General features: G+C 69.0%; 16 protein-coding genes. 10 read left to right on the top strand and 6 right to left on the bottom strand.

Features of this window, described 5'->3' with window-relative positions; all coding sequences use genetic code 11:
• Window positions 1-21: 21 nt before the first annotated feature.
• Complete coding sequence (locus tag O9344_RS18750) at window positions 22-1,236, bottom strand: cytochrome P450 (RefSeq protein WP_298480938.1); 1,215 nt, start codon at window positions 1,234-1,236, stop codon at window positions 22-24.
• Window positions 1,237-1,406: 170 nt separating this feature from the next.
• On the opposite strand from O9344_RS18750, the gene O9344_RS18745 reads away from it, so the two are divergent.
• The 6 genes from O9344_RS18745 (at window position 1,407) to bchJ (ending at window position 8,773) form a co-directional block, all read left to right on the top strand.
• Window positions 1,407-2,657, top strand: coding sequence for a sarcosine oxidase subunit beta family protein (locus tag O9344_RS18745; RefSeq protein ID WP_298480936.1), 1,251 nt, complete (start codon window positions 1,407-1,409; stop codon window positions 2,655-2,657).
• 6 nt (window positions 2,658-2,663) lie between these two features.
• Window positions 2,664-2,924 carry a sarcosine oxidase subunit delta gene (locus O9344_RS18740; RefSeq protein WP_298480934.1) on the top strand — a complete coding sequence of 87 codons (261 nt, stop codon included), beginning with the start codon at window positions 2,664-2,666 and terminating at the stop codon, window positions 2,922-2,924.
• Complete coding sequence (locus tag O9344_RS18735) at window positions 2,921-5,881, top strand: sarcosine oxidase subunit alpha family protein (RefSeq protein ID WP_298480932.1); 2,961 nt, start codon at window positions 2,921-2,923, stop codon at window positions 5,879-5,881. Before O9344_RS18740 ends, O9344_RS18735 begins: the two co-directional genes overlap by 4 nt.
• Window positions 5,874-6,467, top strand: a complete 594-nt coding sequence (locus tag O9344_RS18730) for a sarcosine oxidase subunit gamma family protein (RefSeq protein ID WP_298480930.1) — start codon at window positions 5,874-5,876, stop codon at window positions 6,465-6,467. The genes O9344_RS18735 and O9344_RS18730 overlap by 8 nt, the downstream gene beginning before the upstream one ends.
• An 83-nt stretch (window positions 6,468-6,550) precedes the next feature.
• Entirely contained in the window at window positions 6,551-8,173 is a 1,623-nt protein-coding gene (gene bchE, locus O9344_RS18725) for a magnesium-protoporphyrin IX monomethyl ester anaerobic oxidative cyclase (RefSeq protein WP_298480928.1), read from the top strand.
• Window positions 8,174-8,194: 21 nt separating this feature from the next.
• Entirely contained in the window at window positions 8,195-8,773 is a 579-nt protein-coding gene (bchJ, locus tag O9344_RS18720; RefSeq protein ID WP_298480926.1) for a bacteriochlorophyll 4-vinyl reductase, read from the top strand.
• Between the two features lie 7 nt (window positions 8,774-8,780).
• Here the strand turns inward: bchJ and O9344_RS18715 are convergent, their stop codons facing one another.
• Together O9344_RS18715 and O9344_RS18710 are read right to left on the bottom strand one after the other, a co-directional pair.
• Window positions 8,781-9,398 carry a TetR/AcrR family transcriptional regulator gene (locus O9344_RS18715; RefSeq protein WP_298480924.1) on the bottom strand — a complete coding sequence of 206 codons (618 nt, stop codon included), beginning with the start codon at window positions 9,396-9,398 and terminating at the stop codon, window positions 8,781-8,783.
• A gap of 67 nt (window positions 9,399-9,465) precedes the next feature.
• Window positions 9,466-10,647, bottom strand: coding sequence for an acyl-CoA dehydrogenase family protein (locus O9344_RS18710; protein ID WP_298480922.1), 1,182 nt, complete (start codon window positions 10,645-10,647; stop codon window positions 9,466-9,468).
• A 74-nt stretch (window positions 10,648-10,721) separates the two neighbouring features.
• Here O9344_RS18710 and O9344_RS18705 point away from each other — a divergent pair, with 74 nt between their 5' ends.
• Genes O9344_RS18705 through O9344_RS18690 form a run of 4 tightly spaced genes read left to right on the top strand, consistent with a single transcriptional unit; the run spans window position 10,722 to window position 15,223 of the window.
• The gene (locus O9344_RS18705; protein ID WP_298480921.1) at window positions 10,722-12,293 is read left to right on the top strand and encodes a carboxyl transferase domain-containing protein; all 1,572 of its coding nucleotides are present in this window, start codon (window positions 10,722-10,724) and stop codon (window positions 12,291-12,293) included.
• An 8-nt stretch (window positions 12,294-12,301) separates the two neighbouring features.
• Window positions 12,302-14,299 carry a biotin carboxylase N-terminal domain-containing protein gene (locus tag O9344_RS18700; RefSeq protein WP_298480918.1) on the top strand — a complete coding sequence of 666 codons (1,998 nt, stop codon included), beginning with the start codon at window positions 12,302-12,304 and terminating at the stop codon, window positions 14,297-14,299.
• A 10-nt stretch (window positions 14,300-14,309) separates the two neighbouring features.
• Window positions 14,310-14,765 (top strand): MaoC family dehydratase, encoded by a 456-nt coding sequence (locus O9344_RS18695; RefSeq protein WP_298480916.1) that lies wholly within the window; start codon window positions 14,310-14,312, stop codon window positions 14,763-14,765.
• A gap of 14 nt (window positions 14,766-14,779) precedes the next feature.
• Window positions 14,780-15,223, top strand: a complete 444-nt coding sequence (locus tag O9344_RS18690) for a MaoC/PaaZ C-terminal domain-containing protein (protein WP_298480915.1) — start codon at window positions 14,780-14,782, stop codon at window positions 15,221-15,223.
• Between the two features lie 57 nt (window positions 15,224-15,280).
• On the opposite strand, the gene O9344_RS18685 is transcribed toward O9344_RS18690, so the two are convergent.
• From O9344_RS18685 to O9344_RS18675, 3 genes are all read right to left on the bottom strand, one after another.
• Window positions 15,281-17,713 (bottom strand): methyl-accepting chemotaxis protein, encoded by a 2,433-nt coding sequence (locus O9344_RS18685; protein WP_298480914.1) that lies wholly within the window; start codon window positions 17,711-17,713, stop codon window positions 15,281-15,283.
• A 161-nt stretch (window positions 17,714-17,874) separates the two neighbouring features.
• Window positions 17,875-18,735, bottom strand: coding sequence for an intradiol ring-cleavage dioxygenase (locus tag O9344_RS18680; protein ID WP_298480912.1), 861 nt, complete (start codon window positions 18,733-18,735; stop codon window positions 17,875-17,877).
• A gap of 9 nt (window positions 18,736-18,744) precedes the next feature.
• Window positions 18,745-20,064: a TRAP transporter large permease gene (locus O9344_RS18675; protein ID WP_298480910.1), complete on the bottom strand. Its 1,320-nt coding sequence runs from the start codon at window positions 20,062-20,064 to the stop codon at window positions 18,745-18,747.
• Window positions 20,065-20,066: the final 2 nt, after the last annotated feature.

Raw genomic sequence — 20,066 nt, 5'->3', positions numbered from 1 at the left:
ATCCGTCAGGCACCGTCGGCCTCACGCTGCGGTGACGGCGAGCGGCAGGGTCTTGAGGGCGCGCAGGTTGTTGTTGAGGGCGCGGGTCGGTTCGCCGGTGAGCTCCAGTGTCTTCACGCGGGCGATCATCGCCTTCAGCACCGCTTCGCCCTCAAGGCGCGCGATCATCTGGCCGATGCACATGTGGACGCCGGCACCCAGCGCCAGCTGGCCCATGGTCTGGCGGGTGAGGTCGAAGGCATCCGGCCGCTCCCAGGCCGCCGGGTCGCGGTTGGCTGCGCCGAGCATGATGAGGATCTTGGTGTCGGCCGGAACCGCGACGCCGTCGATCACCACGTCGCGCATGGTCTGGCGGCAGACATTCTGGATCGGCGTCTCCAGCCGCATGGCCTCGTCAAGGGCCGTGCGGATGCGGGTGGGATCGGCCCTGAGGAGCGCCCATTGGGCCGGGTCCATGGCGAGGTACCACAGCGCGGCGGAGATCATGCTGGAGGTGGTGTCGAGCCCGCCACGCAGGAAGGAGCGGACGAGGAGCGGCGCCACCTCCGGCTCGATCTCGCCGCGATCGGCAGCCGCGAAGATCGAGGCGCCGAAGCCGCCGGGGACCATCGCCTCGCGCTGCATCGAGGCGAGGTACCAATCCCAGATGGCGTCGGCCTTGCGCTGGGTCTCCTCGAACCGCGCGTTCCTCGGCCCCTGGCCGTCGAAGTTGAGCGCGCCGAGCAGGAAGAGATTGTCGCGCACCTCCGGCCCGTTCCTGAGGCCGAGGGCCGGCGGGAAGGTGGTGGAGACATAGGTCTCGGCAAGGTCATGGACCCCGCAGAAGCGTCCCTTCTCCACCAGCTCCGCGACCAGCCGGTCGGCAGCGGCCTCGAAATCGACGCGCCAGGCGCGGATGAGCGCGGGCGAGAGGACGCGCTGGAGCGCCGACCGAACCCGGGTGTGCTGGGGCGGGTCGACCTCGACGATCGGGCTCGCCGGCCGCCAGGCGCCGGGCTTGCGGATGTCGCCGAGGCCCGACCCACCGGTGGAGGAGAAGGTCTCCCAGTCCTGCAGCACAGGGCCAATGTCGCGGTGGCGGCCCATGGCATGGACGCCGTAGCGCGACAGCTGCACCACCGGCCCTCCCCGCCGCACCGCGTCATGCATGGCATGGGGCTCGGCCAGCACGGCGTCGTCATAGGGATCGAGGTCGAGGACCGGAGCGGGGCGGGAGGCGGCGGCGATTTCCGACATGGCGCGCGGTCCTGAGGTGTCGTATCGATCAACAATACGTCAGTATTGTCGGATTGTGCGGATCCCGGCTGCCACCTGTCAACGCTGCCGCCCTGCCTCCAGCGCATGGCGGCTTGCCGCAGGCGGCGCTATGAAGGCTCGCGTCGCCGCTCCGGAGAACCCGCCCCGCCATGCGCTACTCGGTCGTCTCGCTTCTCGCCGGCGCGCTCACCGGCAACCGGCGCTGGACGCCGGCCTGGCGGGATGCGGCGCCGAAGCCCGCCTATGACGTCATCGTCATCGGCGGCGGCGGGCACGGCCTCGCCACCGCCTATTACCTCGCCCGCACCCACGGCATCGCCAATGTCGCGGTGCTGGAGCGCGGCTGGATCGGCGGCGGCAATGTGGGCCGCAACACCACGATCATCCGTTCGAACTACCTGCTGCCCGGCAATATCCCGCTCTACGAACTGTCCCTGAAGCTGTGGGAAGGGCTGGAGCAGGACATCAACTACAACGCCATGGTCAGCCAGCGCGGCGTCCTGAACCTCTACCATTCCGACGCCCAGCGCGACGCCTATGCCCGCCGCGGCAACGCCATGCGGCTGCACGGCATCGATGCCGAACTCCTCGACCAGGGGGCCGTGCGCCGGCTCTATCCCTTCCTCGACTACGACAATGCCCGCTTCCCCATTCAGGGCGGGCTCCTGCAGCGGCGCGGCGGCACGGTGCGCCATGACGCGGTGGCCTGGGGCTATGCCCGCGCGGCAAGCGACCGCGGCGTCGATATCGTCCAGAACTGCGCCGTCACCGGCTTCCTGCGTGAAGGTGGCCGCATCACCGGCGTCGAGACGACCCGCGGCACGATCCGCGCCGCCAAGGTTGCCATGGCGGTGGCCGGGAGTTCGTCGCAGGTGGCCGACATGGCCGGCTTCCGCCTGCCGATCGAGAGCCACGTTCTGCAGGCCTTCGTCTCCGAGGGCCTGAAGCCGATCATTCCGGGGGTCATCACCTTCGGCGCCGGCCATTTCTACATCAGCCAGTCCGACAAGGGCGGCCTCGTCTTCGGCGGCGACATCGACGGCTACAATTCCTACGCCCAGCGCGGCAACCTGCCCGTGGTCGAGGATGTCTGCGAGGGCGGCATGGCGCTGATGCCCGCCATCGGCCGGGCGCGGATGCTGCGCAGCTGGGGCGGCGTCATGGACATGTCCATGGACGGCTCGCCGATCATCGACCATGCGCCGGTCGAGGGGCTCTATCTCAACACCGGCTGGTGCTACGGCGGCTTCAAGGCCATTCCCGGCTCCGGCTATGCCTTCGCCCATCTCATCGCCCGCGACGAGCCGCATCCGGCGGCGACCGCGCTCCGCCTCGACCGCTTCGCCCTCGGCCGCGTCATCGACGAGAAGGGCCAGGGCGCCCAACCGAACCTGCACTGAGGCCCGATGCGCATTCCCTGCCCCTATTGCGGCCCGCGCGACAGTTCCGAATTCGCCTATCACGGCGATGCGGCCCCGCGCCGCCCGGCGGTTGGCAACGCCGCGGCCATGGCGGATTATGTCTACCTGCGCGCCAATCCGGCCGGCCCGATGGAGGAACTCTGGTACCACGCGCAGGGCTGCCGCTCCTGGCTGGTCGTGACACGCGACACCCGCGACCACGCCATATCGAACGCCCGCCTCGCCGCGACGCGGAGCCCGGCATGACCAGCCATCGCCTCGCCTCCGGCGGCCTGATCGACCGCGCGACCCCCATCGGCTTCAGCTTCGACGGCCGGCCGCTCACCGGCCATGCCGGTGACACGCTGGCCTCGGCGCTGGTGGCGAACGGCATCCGTCTCGTCGGCCGCTCGTTCAAGTATCACCGCCCCCGCGGCATCGTCTCGGCGGGGCCGGAGGAGCCGAACGCGCTGGTCGAGAAGGGCCGTGGCCCCCGGCGCGAGCCCAACACCCGCGCCACCACCATCGAGCTCCATCCCGGCCTCGACGCGGCGAGCCAGAACCGCTGGCCCTCGCTTGCCTTCGATATCCAGGCCATCGCCCAGTTCGCTGCGCCGATCCTCGGCGCGGGCTTCTACTACAAGACCTTCATGTGGCCGGCGGCGCTCTGGGAGCGGCTCTACGAGCCCGCCATCCGCCGCGCCGCGGGCCTCGGTCGTCTCTCCGGCGCCGCCGATCCGGACGCCTATGAGAAGGCCCATGCCTTCTGCGACCTGCTGGTGATCGGCGCAGGCCCTGCCGGCCTTGCTGCCGCGCTCACGGCCGGGCGCGCCGGGGCGCGGGTCATCCTCGTCGACCAGGATTTCCGCCTTGGCGGACGGCTCCTCTGCGAGCGGGTCGAGGTCGACGCCATGCCCGGTCCCGTCTGGGCCGGCGAGGTGGAAGCCGAGCTGAAGAGCCTGTCCAACGTCCGCATCCTCACCCGCACCAGCGCCTTCGGCCTCTATGACGGCGAGGTCGGCGCAGTGGAGCGGCTCACCGACCATCTCCCGGTGACGCCGGCCGGCGAGGCGCGACAGCGGCTCTGGACGCTCGTGCCGAAGCGCATCCTTCTCGCCGCCGGAGCCATCGAGCGGCCCATCGTCTTCGGCGGCAATGACCGGCCAGGCGTGATGCTCGCTTCCGCCATGAGGACCTATGTCGAGCGCTATGCCGCCCTGCCAGGCAGGCAAGTGGCGCTCTTCACCACCACCGATGACGGCTGGCAGACCGCCGCGAGCTTCGCCCGCGCCGGGTCCCCGCTTGCCGCGATCATCGATGCGCGGCGCGAGGTGCCGGAGGCGGTCCGGGCGCTGGCCGGCGACGTGCCGGTCTTCCTCGGCGCGCGGGTGCTCGACGCCATCGGCGGACAGTCGCTCAGGGCCATCGACATCGTCGGCGACCATGGCCGCCGCCGCCTCGCCGTGGACGGCCTCGCTGTCTCCGGCGGTTTCAATCCGGACCTCGCCCTCACCACCCATCTCGGTCACAAGCCCGTCTGGTCGGATGAGCGCGCGGCCTTCATTCCCGGCGACCTGCCGGCGAATGTCGCCGTGGCCGGCGCCGCCGCCGGCCGTTTCACCCTCGCCGCGGCTCTTGCCGACGGCGCAAGGCTCGGCGCGGAGGCCGCCCGCGAGGCCGGTCACACGCCCGCCGAGACGCCGGCTTTCCGCGCCGGCGACGAGCCCTGCGCGGTGGCGCCGCTGTTCCATGTGGAGGGCGGCCGCGGCAAGGCCTTCGTCGACCTCCAGAACGACGTCACCGACAGCGATGTGGCGCTCGCCGCCCGCGAAGGCTTCGTCTCGGTCGAGCACCTCAAGCGCTACACGACGCTCGGCATGGCCACCGACCAGGGTCGGACCTCCAGCGTCAACGGCCTCGCCATCCTTGCGGCGCTGACCGGCCGCACCATCCCGGAGACCGGGACAACGCGTGCCCGTCCGCCACATGTGCCGGTGGCCATCGGCGCGCTGGCGGGCCTCCACCGTGGCCGCGACTTCAAGCCGACCCGCCTCACCCCCGCCCATGGCTGGGCCAAGGAGCAGGGCGCGATCTTCGTGGAATCAGGACCCTGGCTTCGGGCGCAATGGTTCCCGAAGGCCGGCGAGACGGACTGGCTGCAGAGCGTCACCCGCGAGGTCGAGGCCGTGCGCGCGGGCGTCGGCATCTGCGATGTCTCGACCCTCGGCAAGATCGCGCTCTCGGGCCCCGATGTCGGCACCTTCCTCGACCGCGTCTATGCCAACACCTTCTCGACCCTGCCCGTCGGCAAGGTGCGCTACGGCCTGATGCTGCGCGAGGACGGCTTCGTCATGGACGACGGCACCACGGCGCGTCTGGGTCCGGACGAATGGGTCATGTCCACGACCACCGCCAATGCCGGCAAGGTCATGCAGCACCTCGCCTTCTGCCATCAGGTCCTATGGCCGGAGCTCGATGTCCAGATGGTCTCGGTCACCGAGCAATGGGCACAGTTCGCCGTCGCCGGACCGCGCTCGCGCGACCTTCTCGAGGCGCTCTTCGGGCCGGAGGCGGATGTCTCCGACGCCGCCCTGCCCTATCTCGGCTGCACCACCCTGGCCCTCGGGCCGACGCGCGCGCGGCTCTTCCGCATCTCCTTCTCGGGCGAGCGCGCCTATGAGATCGCCGTGCCGGCCGGCTATGGCGACGCCCTCGCGCGCGCGCTCATGGCGGCCGGCCGGGACCTCGGCGTCACGCCCTATGGCACGGAGGCGCTGGCCGTCATGCGCATCGAGAAGGGCCATGTCGCCGGCGCCGAACTCAACGGCCAGACGGTAGCGCGCGACCTCGGCCTCGGCCGGATGCTGTCGAAGAAGAAGGACTATGTCGGCCGCCTCATGGCCGAACGTGCCGCGCTGAACGAGGCCTCGCGCCCGACCCTCGTCGGCCTGAAGCCGACCGTTGCCGGCGTCCGCCTGCGCTCCGGTGCCCATGTCCTGCCGCTTGGCGTGCCGCCCACCGCCGAGCACGACCAGGGCTACGTGACATCCACGGCCTATAGTCCGACGCTCGGCTCATGGATCGCCCTGGCGCTGGTGGCGAACGGCCCGGCCCGCCATGGCGAGGAGGTGCGCATCCACGACCCCGTCCGATCAGGCGACGTGGTGGCGACCATCGTATCCCCCGTCTTCGTCGATCCGGAAGGAGCACGCCTCCATGGCTGATCCTGTCAGCGACTGGACCCACCGTGGCGGCTTTGCCGGCCTCTCCCGCCGCATCGGCAGCGGCGAGGGCTTGAAAGCCGTGGAGCGCGCCGGGCTCGCCGCGGCGACTGTGATCGCGCGGCGCGGCAAGGCGGCAGACGCGGCGACGGCACTCGGGCGGATGCTTGGCGCGCCTGTCGTGGACGGCGGGAAGCGGACGTCTGGGGGAGACGTCACCGTCCTTGGCACCGGGCCGGGCACCTGGCTCGTCTTCGGCGACCGGCCGGCGCTGGTCGCCGACCTCACGGCAGCGCTGGACGGGCTCGCCGCCGTGGTCGACCAGTCCGATGCCAACGCCATCCTCGACCTCTCCGGACCGCGTCTCGTGGATGTGCTGGAGAAGGGCCTGCGCCTCGACCTCCACCCCGCCGCCTTCGCTGCCGACGATGTCGCCGTGACGGCCATCGCCCATGTCGGCGTCACGCTGTGGATGAGCGATGACCGCGCCACGGTGACCCTCGCCATCCCGCGCAGCCTTGCCGGCAGCCTGCTCCACTGGCTGGAGGCCTCGGCCCGGCCAGTCGGCCTCACGGTGGAAGCCGACTGAGGCGACGGCCGCTTTCTTGATCTGCGTCAACCCGTCGCGTCGCCTCACGTGTCAACTTTATTTGACACACAGGGAGGCATGCCATGCGGATCCTCTTCGTCCACCCCAACTACCATTCCGGTGGCGCGGAGATCGCCGGCACCTGGTCCCCGTCGTGGGTCGCCTATCTGACCGGCCACCTGCGACGTGCCGGCTTCGACGATATCCATTTCATCGACGCCATGACCGATAACGTGACGAGCGAGGACCTCGCCCGCCGCATGGCCGAGCTTACGCCCGACGCCATCGGCGTCACCTCCATCACCCCGTCGATCTACAAGGCCGAGGAGGTGCTGCGCATCGCCAAGGAGACCGTCCCGAACGCCGTGCGCGTGCTCGGCGGGGTCCACGCCACCTTCATGTACAAACAGGTGCTGAGCGAGGCGCCCTGGGTGGACGTCATCGTCCGCGGCGAGGGCGAGGAAATCTGCACCGAGCTGATGAGCGCCATCCGCGACGGCCGCTGGCCCGAAACGCGCTCCTCCATCAAGGGCCTGGCCTTCCGCGACGGCGACCAGATCGTCGCCACGGCGGCGGCCGCAACCGTCAAGGACATGGCGACCATCAAGCCGGACTGGTCGATCCTCGACTGGAGCAAATACATCTACATCCCCCTCGGCACCCGCGTCGCCATCCCGAACCTCGCGCGCGGCTGCCCCTTCACCTGCTCCTTCTGCTCGCAGTGGAAGTTCTGGCGCGACTACCGGGTCCGAGACCCGAAGGACGTCGTCGACGAGATCGAGGATCTCGTCGTCAACCATGGCGTCGGCTTCTTCATCCTCGCGGACGAGGAGCCCACCATCAACAAGAAGAAGTTCGTCGCCTTCTGCGAGGAGCTGATCGCCCGCGGCCTGCCCGACAAGGTGAAATGGGGCATCAACACCCGCGTCACCGACATCTATCGCGACCGCGACGACCTGAAGTTCTACCGCAAGGCCGGCCTCGTCCATGTCAGCCTCGGCACGGAGGCCGCGGCGCAGCTGAAGCTCGACCAGTTCAACAAGGAGACCAAGGTCGACGAGAACAAGACGGCGATCCGCCTGCTGCGCGAGGCCGACATCTTCGTCGAGGCGCAGTTCATCGTCGGTCTCGACAACGAGACGCCGCAGACGCTGGAAGAGACCTACCGCATGGCCTGGGACTGGCAGCCGGACCTCGCCAACTGGTCCATGTACACGCCCTGGCCCTTCACGCCGCTGTTCCAGGAGATCAAGGACCAGGTCGAGGTCTTCGACTTCTCCAAGTACAATTTCGTCACGCCGATCATGAAGCCTGCGGCCATGGAGCGCGGCGAGCTGCTCGACGGCGTCATGAACAATTACCGCCGCTTCTACATGAAGAAGGCGCTCCTGCATTACCCCTGGCGCGGCACCGGCTTCCGCCGCCGCTATCTGCTGGGATGCCTCTATGCCTTCCTGCGCGCCGGCTTCAAGCGCAGCTTCTACGACCTCGGCAAGGCCGGCTATTGGGGTCCGCAGACGAAGAAGACGGTCGACTTCCATTTCGACGAGACCCGCACCCTCGCCGAGGCGCAGCTCGAGGACTGGGAGGCCTCCGCCGACCGAGCGGCGCGTGCCGCCGAACGCCGCGATGCCGTGCGCACCCAAATGAAGGAGCGCGCCGAGATCCGCGCCTGCGGCGGCGGTCCCGCGGCGCCGGCAATGTAAGCGGGGCAGGAGGAGGCAGCCATGGCAAGCGGCGGCGCCGTCATCGGCCCCAATGCCGTGCTCCAGCACGCGGCGGTGATCCGCCGCCACGGCGGTGAGGCCCGCCTCGCTCAGGTGATGGCAGCGGCACGGCTCTCTCGCCTGCCGACGGGCGACGCGATGATCCCGGAAGGCGAGGCCGCGGCCCTGCACCGGGCCCTGCGCACCGCGCCCGATGCGGAGGCCCTCGAACGCGAGGCCGGCGCGGCGACCGCCGACTACATCCTCGCCCACCGCATCCCTGCGGCAGCGCAGCGTCTTCTGAAGGCACTTCCCGCCGCCCTTGCCGCTCCGCTGCTGTCGCGGGCCATCGAGCGCAACGCCTGGACATTTGCCGGCTCGGGATCATTCCGGCGGATCGATTCCTGGACCTTCACGCTGCGCGATAATCCACTGGTGCGTGGCGAACAGGCCGGGGAGCCGCTCTGCGCCTGGCACGCGGCGGTCTTCGAGCGGCTCTACCGCGTGCTGGTGGCGCCCGATTGCCGCTGCCGAGAGACGGCCTGCGCCGCGGCGGGGGCTGCCGAATGCCGGTTCGAGATCCGCCGGCGCCCCGGCTGATCGCAGCTCACAGCCGCGACGGCGGCCGCAGCACGATGGACGCGAAGTCGCGCGCCAGCCGGTCGATGGCGTGGCGGTCGGCGCGATACCATTCCGGCGACCAGTTCATCATGCCGAGAATGGCGAGGGCGAGCGTCTCCGCCGGCACGTCATCCGGCACAAGGCGCGCTGTCGCAAGATCCGCGACGATGCCGTCCCACACCGCCTCGTAGCGCTTGCGGACCGGGCGCGCCGCGGCCCTGACCGCCTCCGGCGCGTCGGTGAAGGCCTTGAGGCCGGCCGAGGTGTAGTCGCTGTGATCGAGCAGCGCGTGGAGATGGGCGGCGATCGCCGCCTCCAGCCGCTCCGCCGGCCCGGCCGTCCGGGGCAGGCCCTCCAGCGCCCGCGTCACCGTCTCGTGCACGCGCTCGACGCCGTCGTTCATCACCGCGGCGACGATCGCGTCCTTGGAGGCGAAATGGTAGTAGATGCTGCCGGCCTTGATGCCGACGGCGGCGGCGATGTCGCGCAGCGTCGTTGCCTTGGTGCCGTTGTGGCGCAGGATCCGCGCAGCGGCGTCGAGGATGGTCCGGCGCGCATCCCGCGGCGCCGCATCCGCTCCCCTGGCCTCGTCGGCGCCGTCCATTCCGTCCATTCCCCTTCAGGCCATCACGCCGCGATGTCCCATGCCGGACGCCGTCCGGCAACCGCTGTCAGAGGCGCTTGGCCACCTCTTCGAGCATGACCTCGGTCGCGCCGCCGCCGATGGACTGGACGCGGGCGTCGCGCGCCATCCGCTCGATGGCGCTGCCGCGCATGAAGCCGAAGCCACCATGGAATTGCAGGCAGCCATACATGACCTCGTTGACCAGCTCGCCGCAGAGCGCCTTGATCATCGACACCTCGCGCGTCACCTCCTCACCGCGCGTCTCGCGCCAGGCGGTGGCATAGACGAGCTGCCGGCAGGCCTCGGTGCGGGCGGCGAGCAGCGACAGCTTCTGGCGGATCGCCTGCTTGTCCCAGAGCGGCGCGCCGAAGGCCTTGCGGGTCTTCACATAGTCCAGCGTCAGGTCGATGGCCGCCTGCGATTCCCCGACCGCCATGGCGCCGAGCACCAGACGCTCGTTCTGGAAGTTCTTCATGATGGCATAGAAGCCGCGGCCCTCCTCGCCGAGGATGGCGCTCTCGGGAACGAAACAATCCTCGAAGACGAGCTCCGCCGTATCGGAGGAGCGCCAGCCATGCTTGTCGAGCGCGCGGCCGACGCGGAAGCCGGGCGTGCCCTTTTCCACCAGGAACATGGTCACCGACTTGGAGGCCGGTCCGTCCGTGCCGCTCTTCGCGGCGACGCAGTAGAGGTCGGCGTGGACGCCGTTGGTGATGTAGAGCTTCGTGCCGTTGAGCAGGTAGCCGCCCTCCACCCGCCGCGCGGTGGTGCGGATGCCTTTCACGTCCGAGCCCGCATCCGGCTCCGTCACCGCCACGGCGGTGATGACCTCGCCCGCGACAATGCCCGGCATCCATTTCGCCTTCTGGGCTTCCGTCCCGGCGTTGAACACATGGACCGAGGCCATGTCGGTATGGACCAGCGCGGTGATGGCGACGCCGCTGAAGGTCGAGCGTCCCAGCTCCTCCGCATAGACGACGGTCGCCAGCGCATTCATTGCCGAGCCGCCGAAGGCTTCGGGGTAGCGAATGCCGAAGAAGCCGAGGCTGCCCATGCGCCTGAGCACGCCGCGCGGCACGAAGCCCGCCTCCTCCCAGGCTTCCGCGTGCGGCTTTACCTCCTCCTCGACGAAGCGGCGGACCTGGTCGCGCAGCATCTCGTGCTCGGTCTCGAAGAAGGGCGAGCGTGCCCCGGCGGTGAGCTCGGCGGGATTTTGACGGATGGTCATGGCGGTCCCTCGGCGATCTTGACCTAACAGACGTTAGGTAGGCAGACTGGCCAGGTCAAGCAGGGGATCGCAGGATGACCGCCGCCAGCCTCCAACGCCCGGGCCCCGAGCCCTTCGCCGACCTGATCGAGCGATTGCGCCAGCACCACGGTGCCGTGCTTGCCGGTGGTGGCAAGGCGCAGGTCGACCGCCACCACGCCCGCGGCAAGATCCTGGTGCGCGACCGCATCGATCACCTGCTCGATCCCGGCAGCCCCTTCCTCGAACTCTCGCCGCTCGCCGCAAACGGCCTCTATGGCGGCGAGGTGCCGGCCGCCGGCATCGTCACGGGGATCGGCCTGGTCCACGACACGCCCTGCATGATCATCGCCAACGATGCGACGGTGAAGGGCGGTTCCTTCTTCGCCGAGACGGTGAGGAAGCACCTGCGTGCGCAGGAGATCGCCGAGGAGCACCGGCTCCCCTGCCTCTATCTCGTCGATTGCGGCGGCGCTTTCCTGCCCGAGCAGGACCGCGTCTTCCCCGACCGCGACCATTTCGGCGGCACCTTCTACAACCAGTGCCGCCTCTCGGCCGCCGGCATCCCGCAGGCCTCGGCCGTCTTCGGCGGCTGCACCGCCGGCGGGGCCTATATCCCGGCCCTCTCCGACGAGGTGGTTATGGTCGCGGGCACCGGGCGCATCCATCTGGGCGGACCGCCGATCGTCAAGGCCGCCATCAACGAGGTGGTGGACGGCGAGACGCTGGGCGGCGCCGACATGCACACCCGCGTCTCCGGCGTCTCCGACCATATCGCCACTGACGAGCGGGCGGCGCTGGCGAAGCTGCGCTCCATCGTCTCAGGCTTCGGGGAGGCCAGGCGGATTTCGCCCCCGCCCTTCGCCGCGTCGACGCCCGGGGTCACCCGACCCCTCGCCGAGATCGTGCCCACGGATCTCAAGCGTCCCTACGACGTGACCGAGGCGCTTTCGGCCATCGTCGACGGCGGCACGCTTCAGGCCTTCAAGCCGGACTACGGTTCGAGCCTCGTCACCGCCTTCGCCCGCATCCACGGCTATCCCGTCGCGATCCTCGCCAACAATGGCGTGCTCTTCTCGGAATCGGCGGTGAAGGGCGCGCATTTCATCGAGCTCGCCGACCAGCGCCACATCCCCCTCATCTTCCTGCAGAACATCACCGGCTTCATGGTCGGCACCGAGGCCGAGCGCGGCGGCATCGCCAAACATTCGGCCAAGCTCGTCTATGCCGTCTCCAACGCCCGCGTGCCGAAGCTCACCGTCATCATCGGCGGCTCCTATGGCGCCGGCAATTACGGCATGTGCGGCCGCGGCTTCCGCCCGCGCTTCCTCTTCGCCTGGCCGAACAGCCGCATCGCCACCATGAGCCCGGACGTCGCCGCCACCGTCGTCACCGACCTTCGCCGCGCCAGCCTCAAGGGCGGCGCCGACGAGGAGGCCATCGCGGCGCTTGACCGCCGCACACGCGCGCAGTTCGAGGAGCAGAGCGACCCCTACTACGCCACGGCGCGGCTCTGGGACGACGGCATCATCGAGCCCGACCAGACGCGTGACGTGCTCGGCCTCTGCCTCGCCCTCTCCCATGGCGAGCCGCGCGACACTTCCCCCCGCCCGGTCTACCGGATGTGAGCCGCGTCATGTTCGAGAGCCTGCTCATCGCCAATCGCGGCGAGATCGCCCGCCGCATCATCCGCACCGCCCGCCGCATGGGCCTGCGCACCATCGCCGTCTACTCGGATGCCGACGCCGATGCGCCTCACGTCGCCGAGGCCGACGAGGCCGTCCATATCGGCCCGGCCGCCGCACGCGACAGCTACCTGCGCATCGACGCGATCATCGAGGCTGCAAAACGCACGGGCGCTGAGGCCATCCATCCCGGCTACGGCTTCCTGTCGGAACGGCCGGACTTCCCTGCCGCCTGCGCCGCCGCCGGCATCGCCTTTGTCGGCCCGCCGGCCGAGGTGGTCGCGTCCATGGGCTCGAAAATCGCGGCGAAGAGGCTCGCGGTCGCTGCCGGCGTGCCGGTGGTGCCCGGCGTCGACGCCGACAGTGGCGATGACGCCGCACTCGTCGCGGCGGCGGGGGCTGTCGGCTTTCCGCTGCTGGTGAAGGCCTCGGCCGGCGGCGGCGGCAAGGGCATGCGCGTCGTGGAGGCGGCGGCCGACATGGCCGAGGCCATCGGCACCGCGCGGCGCGAGGCCAAGGCCGCCTTCGGCGACGACCGGCTGCTGCTGGAGCGGCTGGTGCGCTCGGCCCGCCATGTCGAGGTGCAGGTCGCCGCCGACCATCACGGCGCGGTGGTCCATCTCTTCGAACGCGACTGCTCGGTCCAGCGCAACAACCAGAAGGTCTTCGAGGAGGCGCCCGCGCCGAACCTGGCCGATGAGATCCGGAGCCGGCTTCTCGACGATGCCGTGCGGCTTGCCCACTCCATCGGCTACCGCAATCTCGGCACGATGGAGTTCCTCGTCGATGCCGCGACGGGGGAGCACTTCTTCCTGGAGATGAACACCCGCCTGCAGGTGGAACATCCGGTAACCGAGATGATCACCGGGCTCGACCTCGTCGAATGGCAACTCCGCATCGCTGCCGGCGAGCCCTTGCCCCTGGCGCAGGACGCCATCCGCGCCAGCGGCCATGCCATCGAGGCCCGGCTCCTCGCCGAACGTCCCGAAGCCGGCTTCCTCCCCGCCTCGGGTCGCGTGGCGCTCTGGCGCGAGCCGGTGCCCCGGCCCGGCTTGCGCATCGATTCCGGCATCGCGAGCGGGTCGGAGATCACCGTCCACTACGATTCCATGGTGGCCAAGGTGATCGCCCATGGCGCGACCCGCGATGCCGCGCGCCAGGCGCTGATCCGCGGCCTGTCAGACCTGACGGTGCTCGGGCCGGACACCAACCGGGCCTTCCTGGTCGATGTTGCGGGGCATGGCCCCTTCGCCGAAGGCCGCGCCACCACGGCCATGCTGCGCGACCTCTTCCCCGGCGGCTGGACGCGCCCTTCGCTGGCTCCGGATCGGGCCGCCGGCATTGCTGCGGCGCTGGTCGCCGGGGCTGCCAGGCCGGCCTCCAGAACGCCCTGGACCGCCTTGCGCGGTTTCCGCATCCTCGCACCCGCCGGCCGGCCGGCGGTGCAGGATTACACCGTGACCATCGACGATGGGCGTGAGACCGCCCGCATCCTGTTCGACGGGACAGCCGTGTCCATGGTGACGCCGGAGGGTCCGGTCTCCATCCAGGTCGACGGCGGCCCATCCGCCCTCTCCTTCCGGATCGACGGCGACAGCCGCCGCGGCACGGCGGTGGTCGAGGGCGAAACGGTGGCGATCCGCCTCGGCGAGGCCGAATGGCGCGCGAGCGTCCGCACGGCCCTCGACGCCCACGAGGCGGCGGGCGCAGGCGGGGCCGGAAGCGACACGCTGCTCGCCCCCATGCCGGGCATCGTGGCCGAGGTGAAGGTGGCCGCGGGCGACGTGGTCGCAGCCGGCCAACCCCTTATCGTCATCGAATCGATGAAACTGTTCCAGACGCTCTCCGCCCCGCGCGCCGGAACCATCGCCACTGTCGCGGTCAAGGCGGGCGAGACCGTCCCGGCCGGCCACCGCCTCGTGGCGCTGGCGCCAGAGACGACATCCTGAGGAGACGACCATGCCCGGGCTCTATTTCGACGACTTCACTGTCGGCCAGCATTTCGCCCATGAGGTGACGCGCACCATCACGGAGGCGGACAACATCTGGTTCTCCTGCCTGACGCTGAACCCGCAGCCGCTGCACATCGACAGCCACGCGGCCGCCCGCAGCGAATACGGTCGGCCGATCGTCAACAGCCTCTTCACCCTCGGCCTGCTGGTGGGCCTCACCGTGGCCGACACGACGCTGAACACCACCGTCGCCAATCTCGGCTTCACCGACGTGAAGTTCCCGGCCCCGGTCTTCCCCGGCGACTCCGTCCGCGCCGAGACCTGGGTGCGCGAGGTGCGCCGCAGCCGCTCGCGCCCGGAACAGGGCATTGTCACCTTCGAGCACAAGGCCTTCAACCAGGACGGCGTCGAGGTCGCCTCCTGCCTGCGCGCGGCGCTGATGCGCTGCCGTCCGGCTGCCTGAGGGAGAGGATCACCATGGGCCTCAGCTACGACGCCTTTGAACCCGGCGCGACCTATACGACGCCGCGGCGGACCATCATCGAGGCGGACATCACCCAGTTCGCCGGCCTCACCGCCGACTTCAATCCGCTGCATGTCGACGAGGTCCATGCTGCGGCGAGCCAGTTCGGCAGCCGCATCGCGCACGGCCCGATGCTCGTCGGCATGGCCTTCGGCCTCGCCTCCCGCGCCGGCCTGCTCGACGGCACGGTGATGGGCCTCCTCGGCATCACCTGGACCTTCACCGGCCCGGTGCGGGCGCAGGACACGGTGCATGTGGTGGTGACGGTCGTCGGCAAGCGCCCGACCCGCAAGGAGGATCGCGGCGTCGTCGACCTGCGCCTCGACGTGGTGAACCAGCGCGGCGAGACGGTACAGACCGGCACCGCCGCGCTGATGGTCAGCCGGAAGGCGGCGTGACCGCCCTGCGGTGACAGTGCCGCCGAGCCATGGGACGAAGCGTTCAATCGCCCTCGATCAGGCCGCCTGGGAGAGGGAAGCGTCCGCCGTTGGCGGGAGCACTGCGAGCGGCGCGTCGAACTCAATCCCGGTCCCGATGTCGCTAGACCAAGCTACTTTTCCAGCCACTTCAACCTTGGCGATGCGCAGACGTACCCGCGTGCCGATGGGCACGCTCAGCGGCTGGTCCGTGCGCGCTCCCTCCGAGCTGATGTCCACCACCTCCACGGCGATCTCCTGGCCATTCACCTCCAGCGATCCAGGCTCACAGAGGGTGGTACGGCTGCTGCGGCGGCGTTCGTCGAGGTCGGCGCCCATGCCATCGAGGAAAGTGGACACGGAAGTTGCAAGCGCCTCGGACGCTTCGCCAAGCACAGTGGCGGTGTTCATCACCCGCGAGGCCTCGCTGGTCGTGTCGGAGGCGGAGGTCGCGACGCCGTCGACATTCGACGAGATGACGCGGCTGCCATCAGCCGCCCGGGCCACATTGGCGGCGATCTCGCGCGTCGCAGCGTCCTGCTGCTCGATCGCGGCGGCGATGGCCGCATTGAGCGAGGAGATGTCGTCGATGCGCTGGGCAATGGCGCCGATCGACGACACCGCCGTGTCGGTCGAGGACTGGATCGCATAGATCTGCGCGGCAATCTCGTCGGTTGCCCGCGCGGTCTGCGTCGCCAGGCTCTTCACCTCGCTTGCGACCACCGCGAAGCCGCGTCCCGCCTCGCCGGCGCGAGCCGCCTCGATCGTGGCATTGAGGGCAAGGAGGTTGGTCTGGTCGGCGATCGAACGGATCAGCTCGACCACGCGTCCGATGCTCTTGGCTCCCTCGGCAAGGGCCGCGACGTCCGCGTTGCTTGACAGCGCCTGCTGGCGCACCTCGTTGACGATGGCGCTGGCCTTGTGTGCCTGCCCGGCAATCTCGCGGATCGAGGCGCCGAGCTCCTCCGACGCGCTGGCAATGGTCTGGGCATTGGAGTTGGACTCGGTCGTGGCGGAGCGGGCCTGCGTCGCCTGGTCGAGTGTCGTGGACGCGACGCGCGACAGCACGGTGGCAGCTGACCGCATCGAGGTGGTGCCATCGGAGAGATTGTGGATGACCCCCGAGACCTCGCCGCGGAACTGCTCGACCAGCATTTCCATATTGGCGCGGCGGGCGACGTCACGTTCGCGCTGGCGGCGCTGCTGCGCCTCGAGGCGTTCGCGCTTGATGGCACTGTCGCGGAACACTCCGACAGCGCGCGACATCAGGCCGATCTCGTCGCCGCGATCCATGCCGGCCAGCTTGATGTCGTGGCGGCCGCGGGCAAGGTCGCCCATGTCGGCGACCAGGGCGACGATCGGGCGGGTCAGCGTCTGCGCGACGAGATAGCCCAGAAGCCCGACGCCGAGCAGCACCAGAAGCGCGATGATGATGAGGTTGCGCTTCAACGCATTGACCGGCGCGAGGGCCTCGTCCTCGGCCTGGAGAGCGGTCACCGACCAGCGCAGGTCACCGAAGGCGAAGGGGCGCGCGGCCACGAGGCTGGCGGCATCGCGATAGGCGGTCTCGCCAATGGCAGGGTTGCCCCGCAACGCCGTGTCGACGACGCCGGAACGGACCTGGGTCTTGAGGATGTCTGTCTGGCCGGTGGCGGTGAAGCGCGAGTTCGAGCGCATCAGCCCGTCACCGCCGACGATGATGGCATCGCCCGTGGTGCCAAGGCCGTGCGTCGCGGTCATCACGGCATTGATGCGGTCGACGGGCATCTGGAAGGCGAAGACGCCGATCGTCTTGCCGGCAACATCGAGGATGGGGGTCGAAATGAAGGCCGCCGGGGCGTCCTCGGAGGGCGCATAAGCGCGGAAATCGGTGAGGTGAACCGTGCCGGGCGCCGCCGCGAGGCCCTTGCGGAAGGCGACGCCGAGGTCGGTGTCGCGCCATTGCCCGGAGACCAGATTGGTCGCGAAGTCGCGCTCCTTGAACACCGTGTAGACGAGGTTGCCGGCCGCATCGAAGACGAAGACGTCGTAATAGCCGCGCTCGCGCTGCAGCCGGTTGAACCAGGGGTGCAGGCGCGCGTGATGGCGCGAATAGGCCGAGCCATCCGGGGACGTCTGGAGTTCGTCCTTCTTGCCCGTCGGGTGGGGATTCTCGTCGATATAGAGGCGCTGCAGCCGCTCTTCGGCCGTGGGGCCAAGCTCGCGATAGCCGGCGGAGAACGACACAAGCGCGTCGCGCGCCATGTCACTCGACGCGATCAGGAGCGTATCCTCGCGGATCGCACTGAAATAGCTCTCCAGCGCCTTCTGCCGCTCCGTGGCCACCGCCGAGAGCGATTCCTGGATCATCGTCAGCGCATTGCTGCGCGCAGCGATATACGAGGAGACGCCGAGCACGGCGGCGGTGGTCATGGCGGCACCGACCACCAAGGCCGGAATCTTGATGCGCAGGCTCAAGCGGGACAGCGACATGGGGAACCTCGACAACAGCGACCCATTTACGCTACAGAAAATCCAATGAAGCGTTCCTTAACTACGTAAAATTACGAAAAAATTCTCTTTTGTTTTATGATTGGTAGCGTCAAATAGATTGAACAACGCGGACGGCCTCGCTTTCGGCCCACCGTCGGCCGTCACGCCGTCGGCTTCAGGCCGAAATCATGCGCGAGATGGGTCCATGTGGCCGGCGCCGCGCCACCATCGGGATAGGTGCCGCCCTGGCGCTCGCTGAGCGTGGCGATGAGGCTTTCCTTCACGCCGAACACCGCATCGCTCTCCAGCCACGGATCGCCGGGCATGAAGAGATGGGTCACCAGTGTCTCGTGGCCCGGCGCGGCGATCTTGAAATGGATATGGGCAGGGCGCATCGGATGGCGCTTCGTCGCCTCCAGCAGTTCGCCCACCGGCCCGTCATGGGGGATCGGATAGCTCGACGGCACGATGGAGCGGAAGCCGAACCGTCCCTGATCATCGGTGATGAAACGGGCGCGCAGCGAGGGCTGCTCCAGCCCCTTCTGGGCATCGTAGAAGCCGTCATCGTCGGAGTGCCAGATGTCCACCGCTGCCCCCGCGATGGGCACGCCGCCGGGCGATGACACCGTGCCCTCGACGAAGAGGCGCTCGCCCGGCTCGTCCCCGGCAATGTCGGCGCCGAAGGGCGTCACGCGGTGCTCGCCAAGATAGAACGGGCCGAGCACAGTGCTCTCGGTCGCCCCGTCCGGCATCCGGTGGTTGATCGCGTCGACCAGCATCGAAACGCCGAGCACGTCCGACAGCAGGATGAACTCCTGCCGCTTGTCATCGCATGTCTGGCCGGTGCGGGTGAGGAACTGGATGGCGGTGAACCATTCCTGCTCGGTCAGCTCCACCTCCTTCACGAAGGCATGGGCATGGCGCACAAGCGCCTGGATCACCTGCTTGAGGCGCGGATCGGGGCACTCGGCGAAGCGCTTCACCACCTCGTCGGTCAGGTTGTGTTCGTCGAAGGACAGCATGGCGAGCCCTCAGCGCACGAGGATGGTCGAGAGCGGCGGGAAGATCGCGATGAAGAACAGCGCGATGCCCATCACCGTCACATAGGGCATGGAGCCCGCAAAGATCGTCTCGATTCGCACCTTCGGATCCCCGAGCGTCGCCTTCACCGTGAAGACCGAGATGCCGAAGGGCGGCGTCAGCAGGCCCATCTCCACGGCGATGATGGTGACGATGCCGAAATGGATGAGGTCGAAGCCCATGGCGGAGGCGATGGGCGCGCCGATCGGCACCATGATCAGCAGGATCGAGGTGGAATCGAGGATCATGCCCATCAGCAGGATGACCACGACGAAGGCCAGGAGGAAGCCGTAGGGCCCAAGGCCGAGATGCTCGACGAAATCGCCGATGGCATTGGGCACGCCCGCCATGGAGAGCATCCGCGAATAGAGGCTCGCCGCGATCAGCAGGAAGAGGATCGAGGCCGAGACGATGCCGGCTTCCTTCAGCACCCGCCAGAACTTCGGCCAGTCCAGCCGGCGGCGGATGAGGGCGATGACGAGGGCACCCGCGGCACCGACGGCGCCCGCCTCGGTCGGCGTGAAGAAGCCAGTATAGAGACCGCCGAGGATCAGCACCACGAGGCAGGCGATGGGCACTGACTTGATGATCATTTCGCCGACCGGCATGGGCGGCACGTCGTCGGCATCGGACTTAGCCGCATCGACAAAGATCTTGTGCGGCCAGACGATGGCGTAGAACCAGATCATGATCGTGAAGCCGATGGCGATGATGATGCCGGGGATGACACCGGCGACGAACATCTTGCCGATCGAGACCTCGGAGAGGACGCCGTAGACGATCATCAGGAGGCTCGGCGGGATGAGCATGCCGAGGATGGAAGAGCCCGCGACCGTGCCGGCGGCGAACCGCATCGTGTAGCCATGGCGGACCATTTCCGGCACCGCCACCTTGGTGAAGACCGCGGCGGAGGCAATGGAGACGCCGGTGACCGCGGCGAAGACGGCGTTGGCGGCGACCGTTGCCATGCCGAGGCCGCCGCGGATGCGGCGCAGCAGCGCCTGCGCCACCTCGAACGTGTCCTTGCCCACATCGGATATGGACACCAGCAGGCCCATCAGCACGAAGAGCGGAATGGTGGCGAAGAGATAGTCCTGGATGCCGGAATAGGTCGCCAGCGCAGTGAAGCGGAAGGCAAGGTCGACATTCTCGCGGATCAGCCAGACACCGATGGCGCCGGTGCCGATGAGCGACAGGCCGATAGGCAGGCCGAGGACGATCAGCGCGACCATCGCGCCGATCAGCAGGAATCCAAGCGTGACGTCATCCATGG

The organism is Phreatobacter sp., from assembly GCF_027532945.1.
Classification (GTDB): domain Bacteria; phylum Pseudomonadota; class Alphaproteobacteria; order Rhizobiales; family Phreatobacteraceae; genus Phreatobacter.
This window is presented reverse-complemented; position numbering and strand designations above follow the sequence as displayed.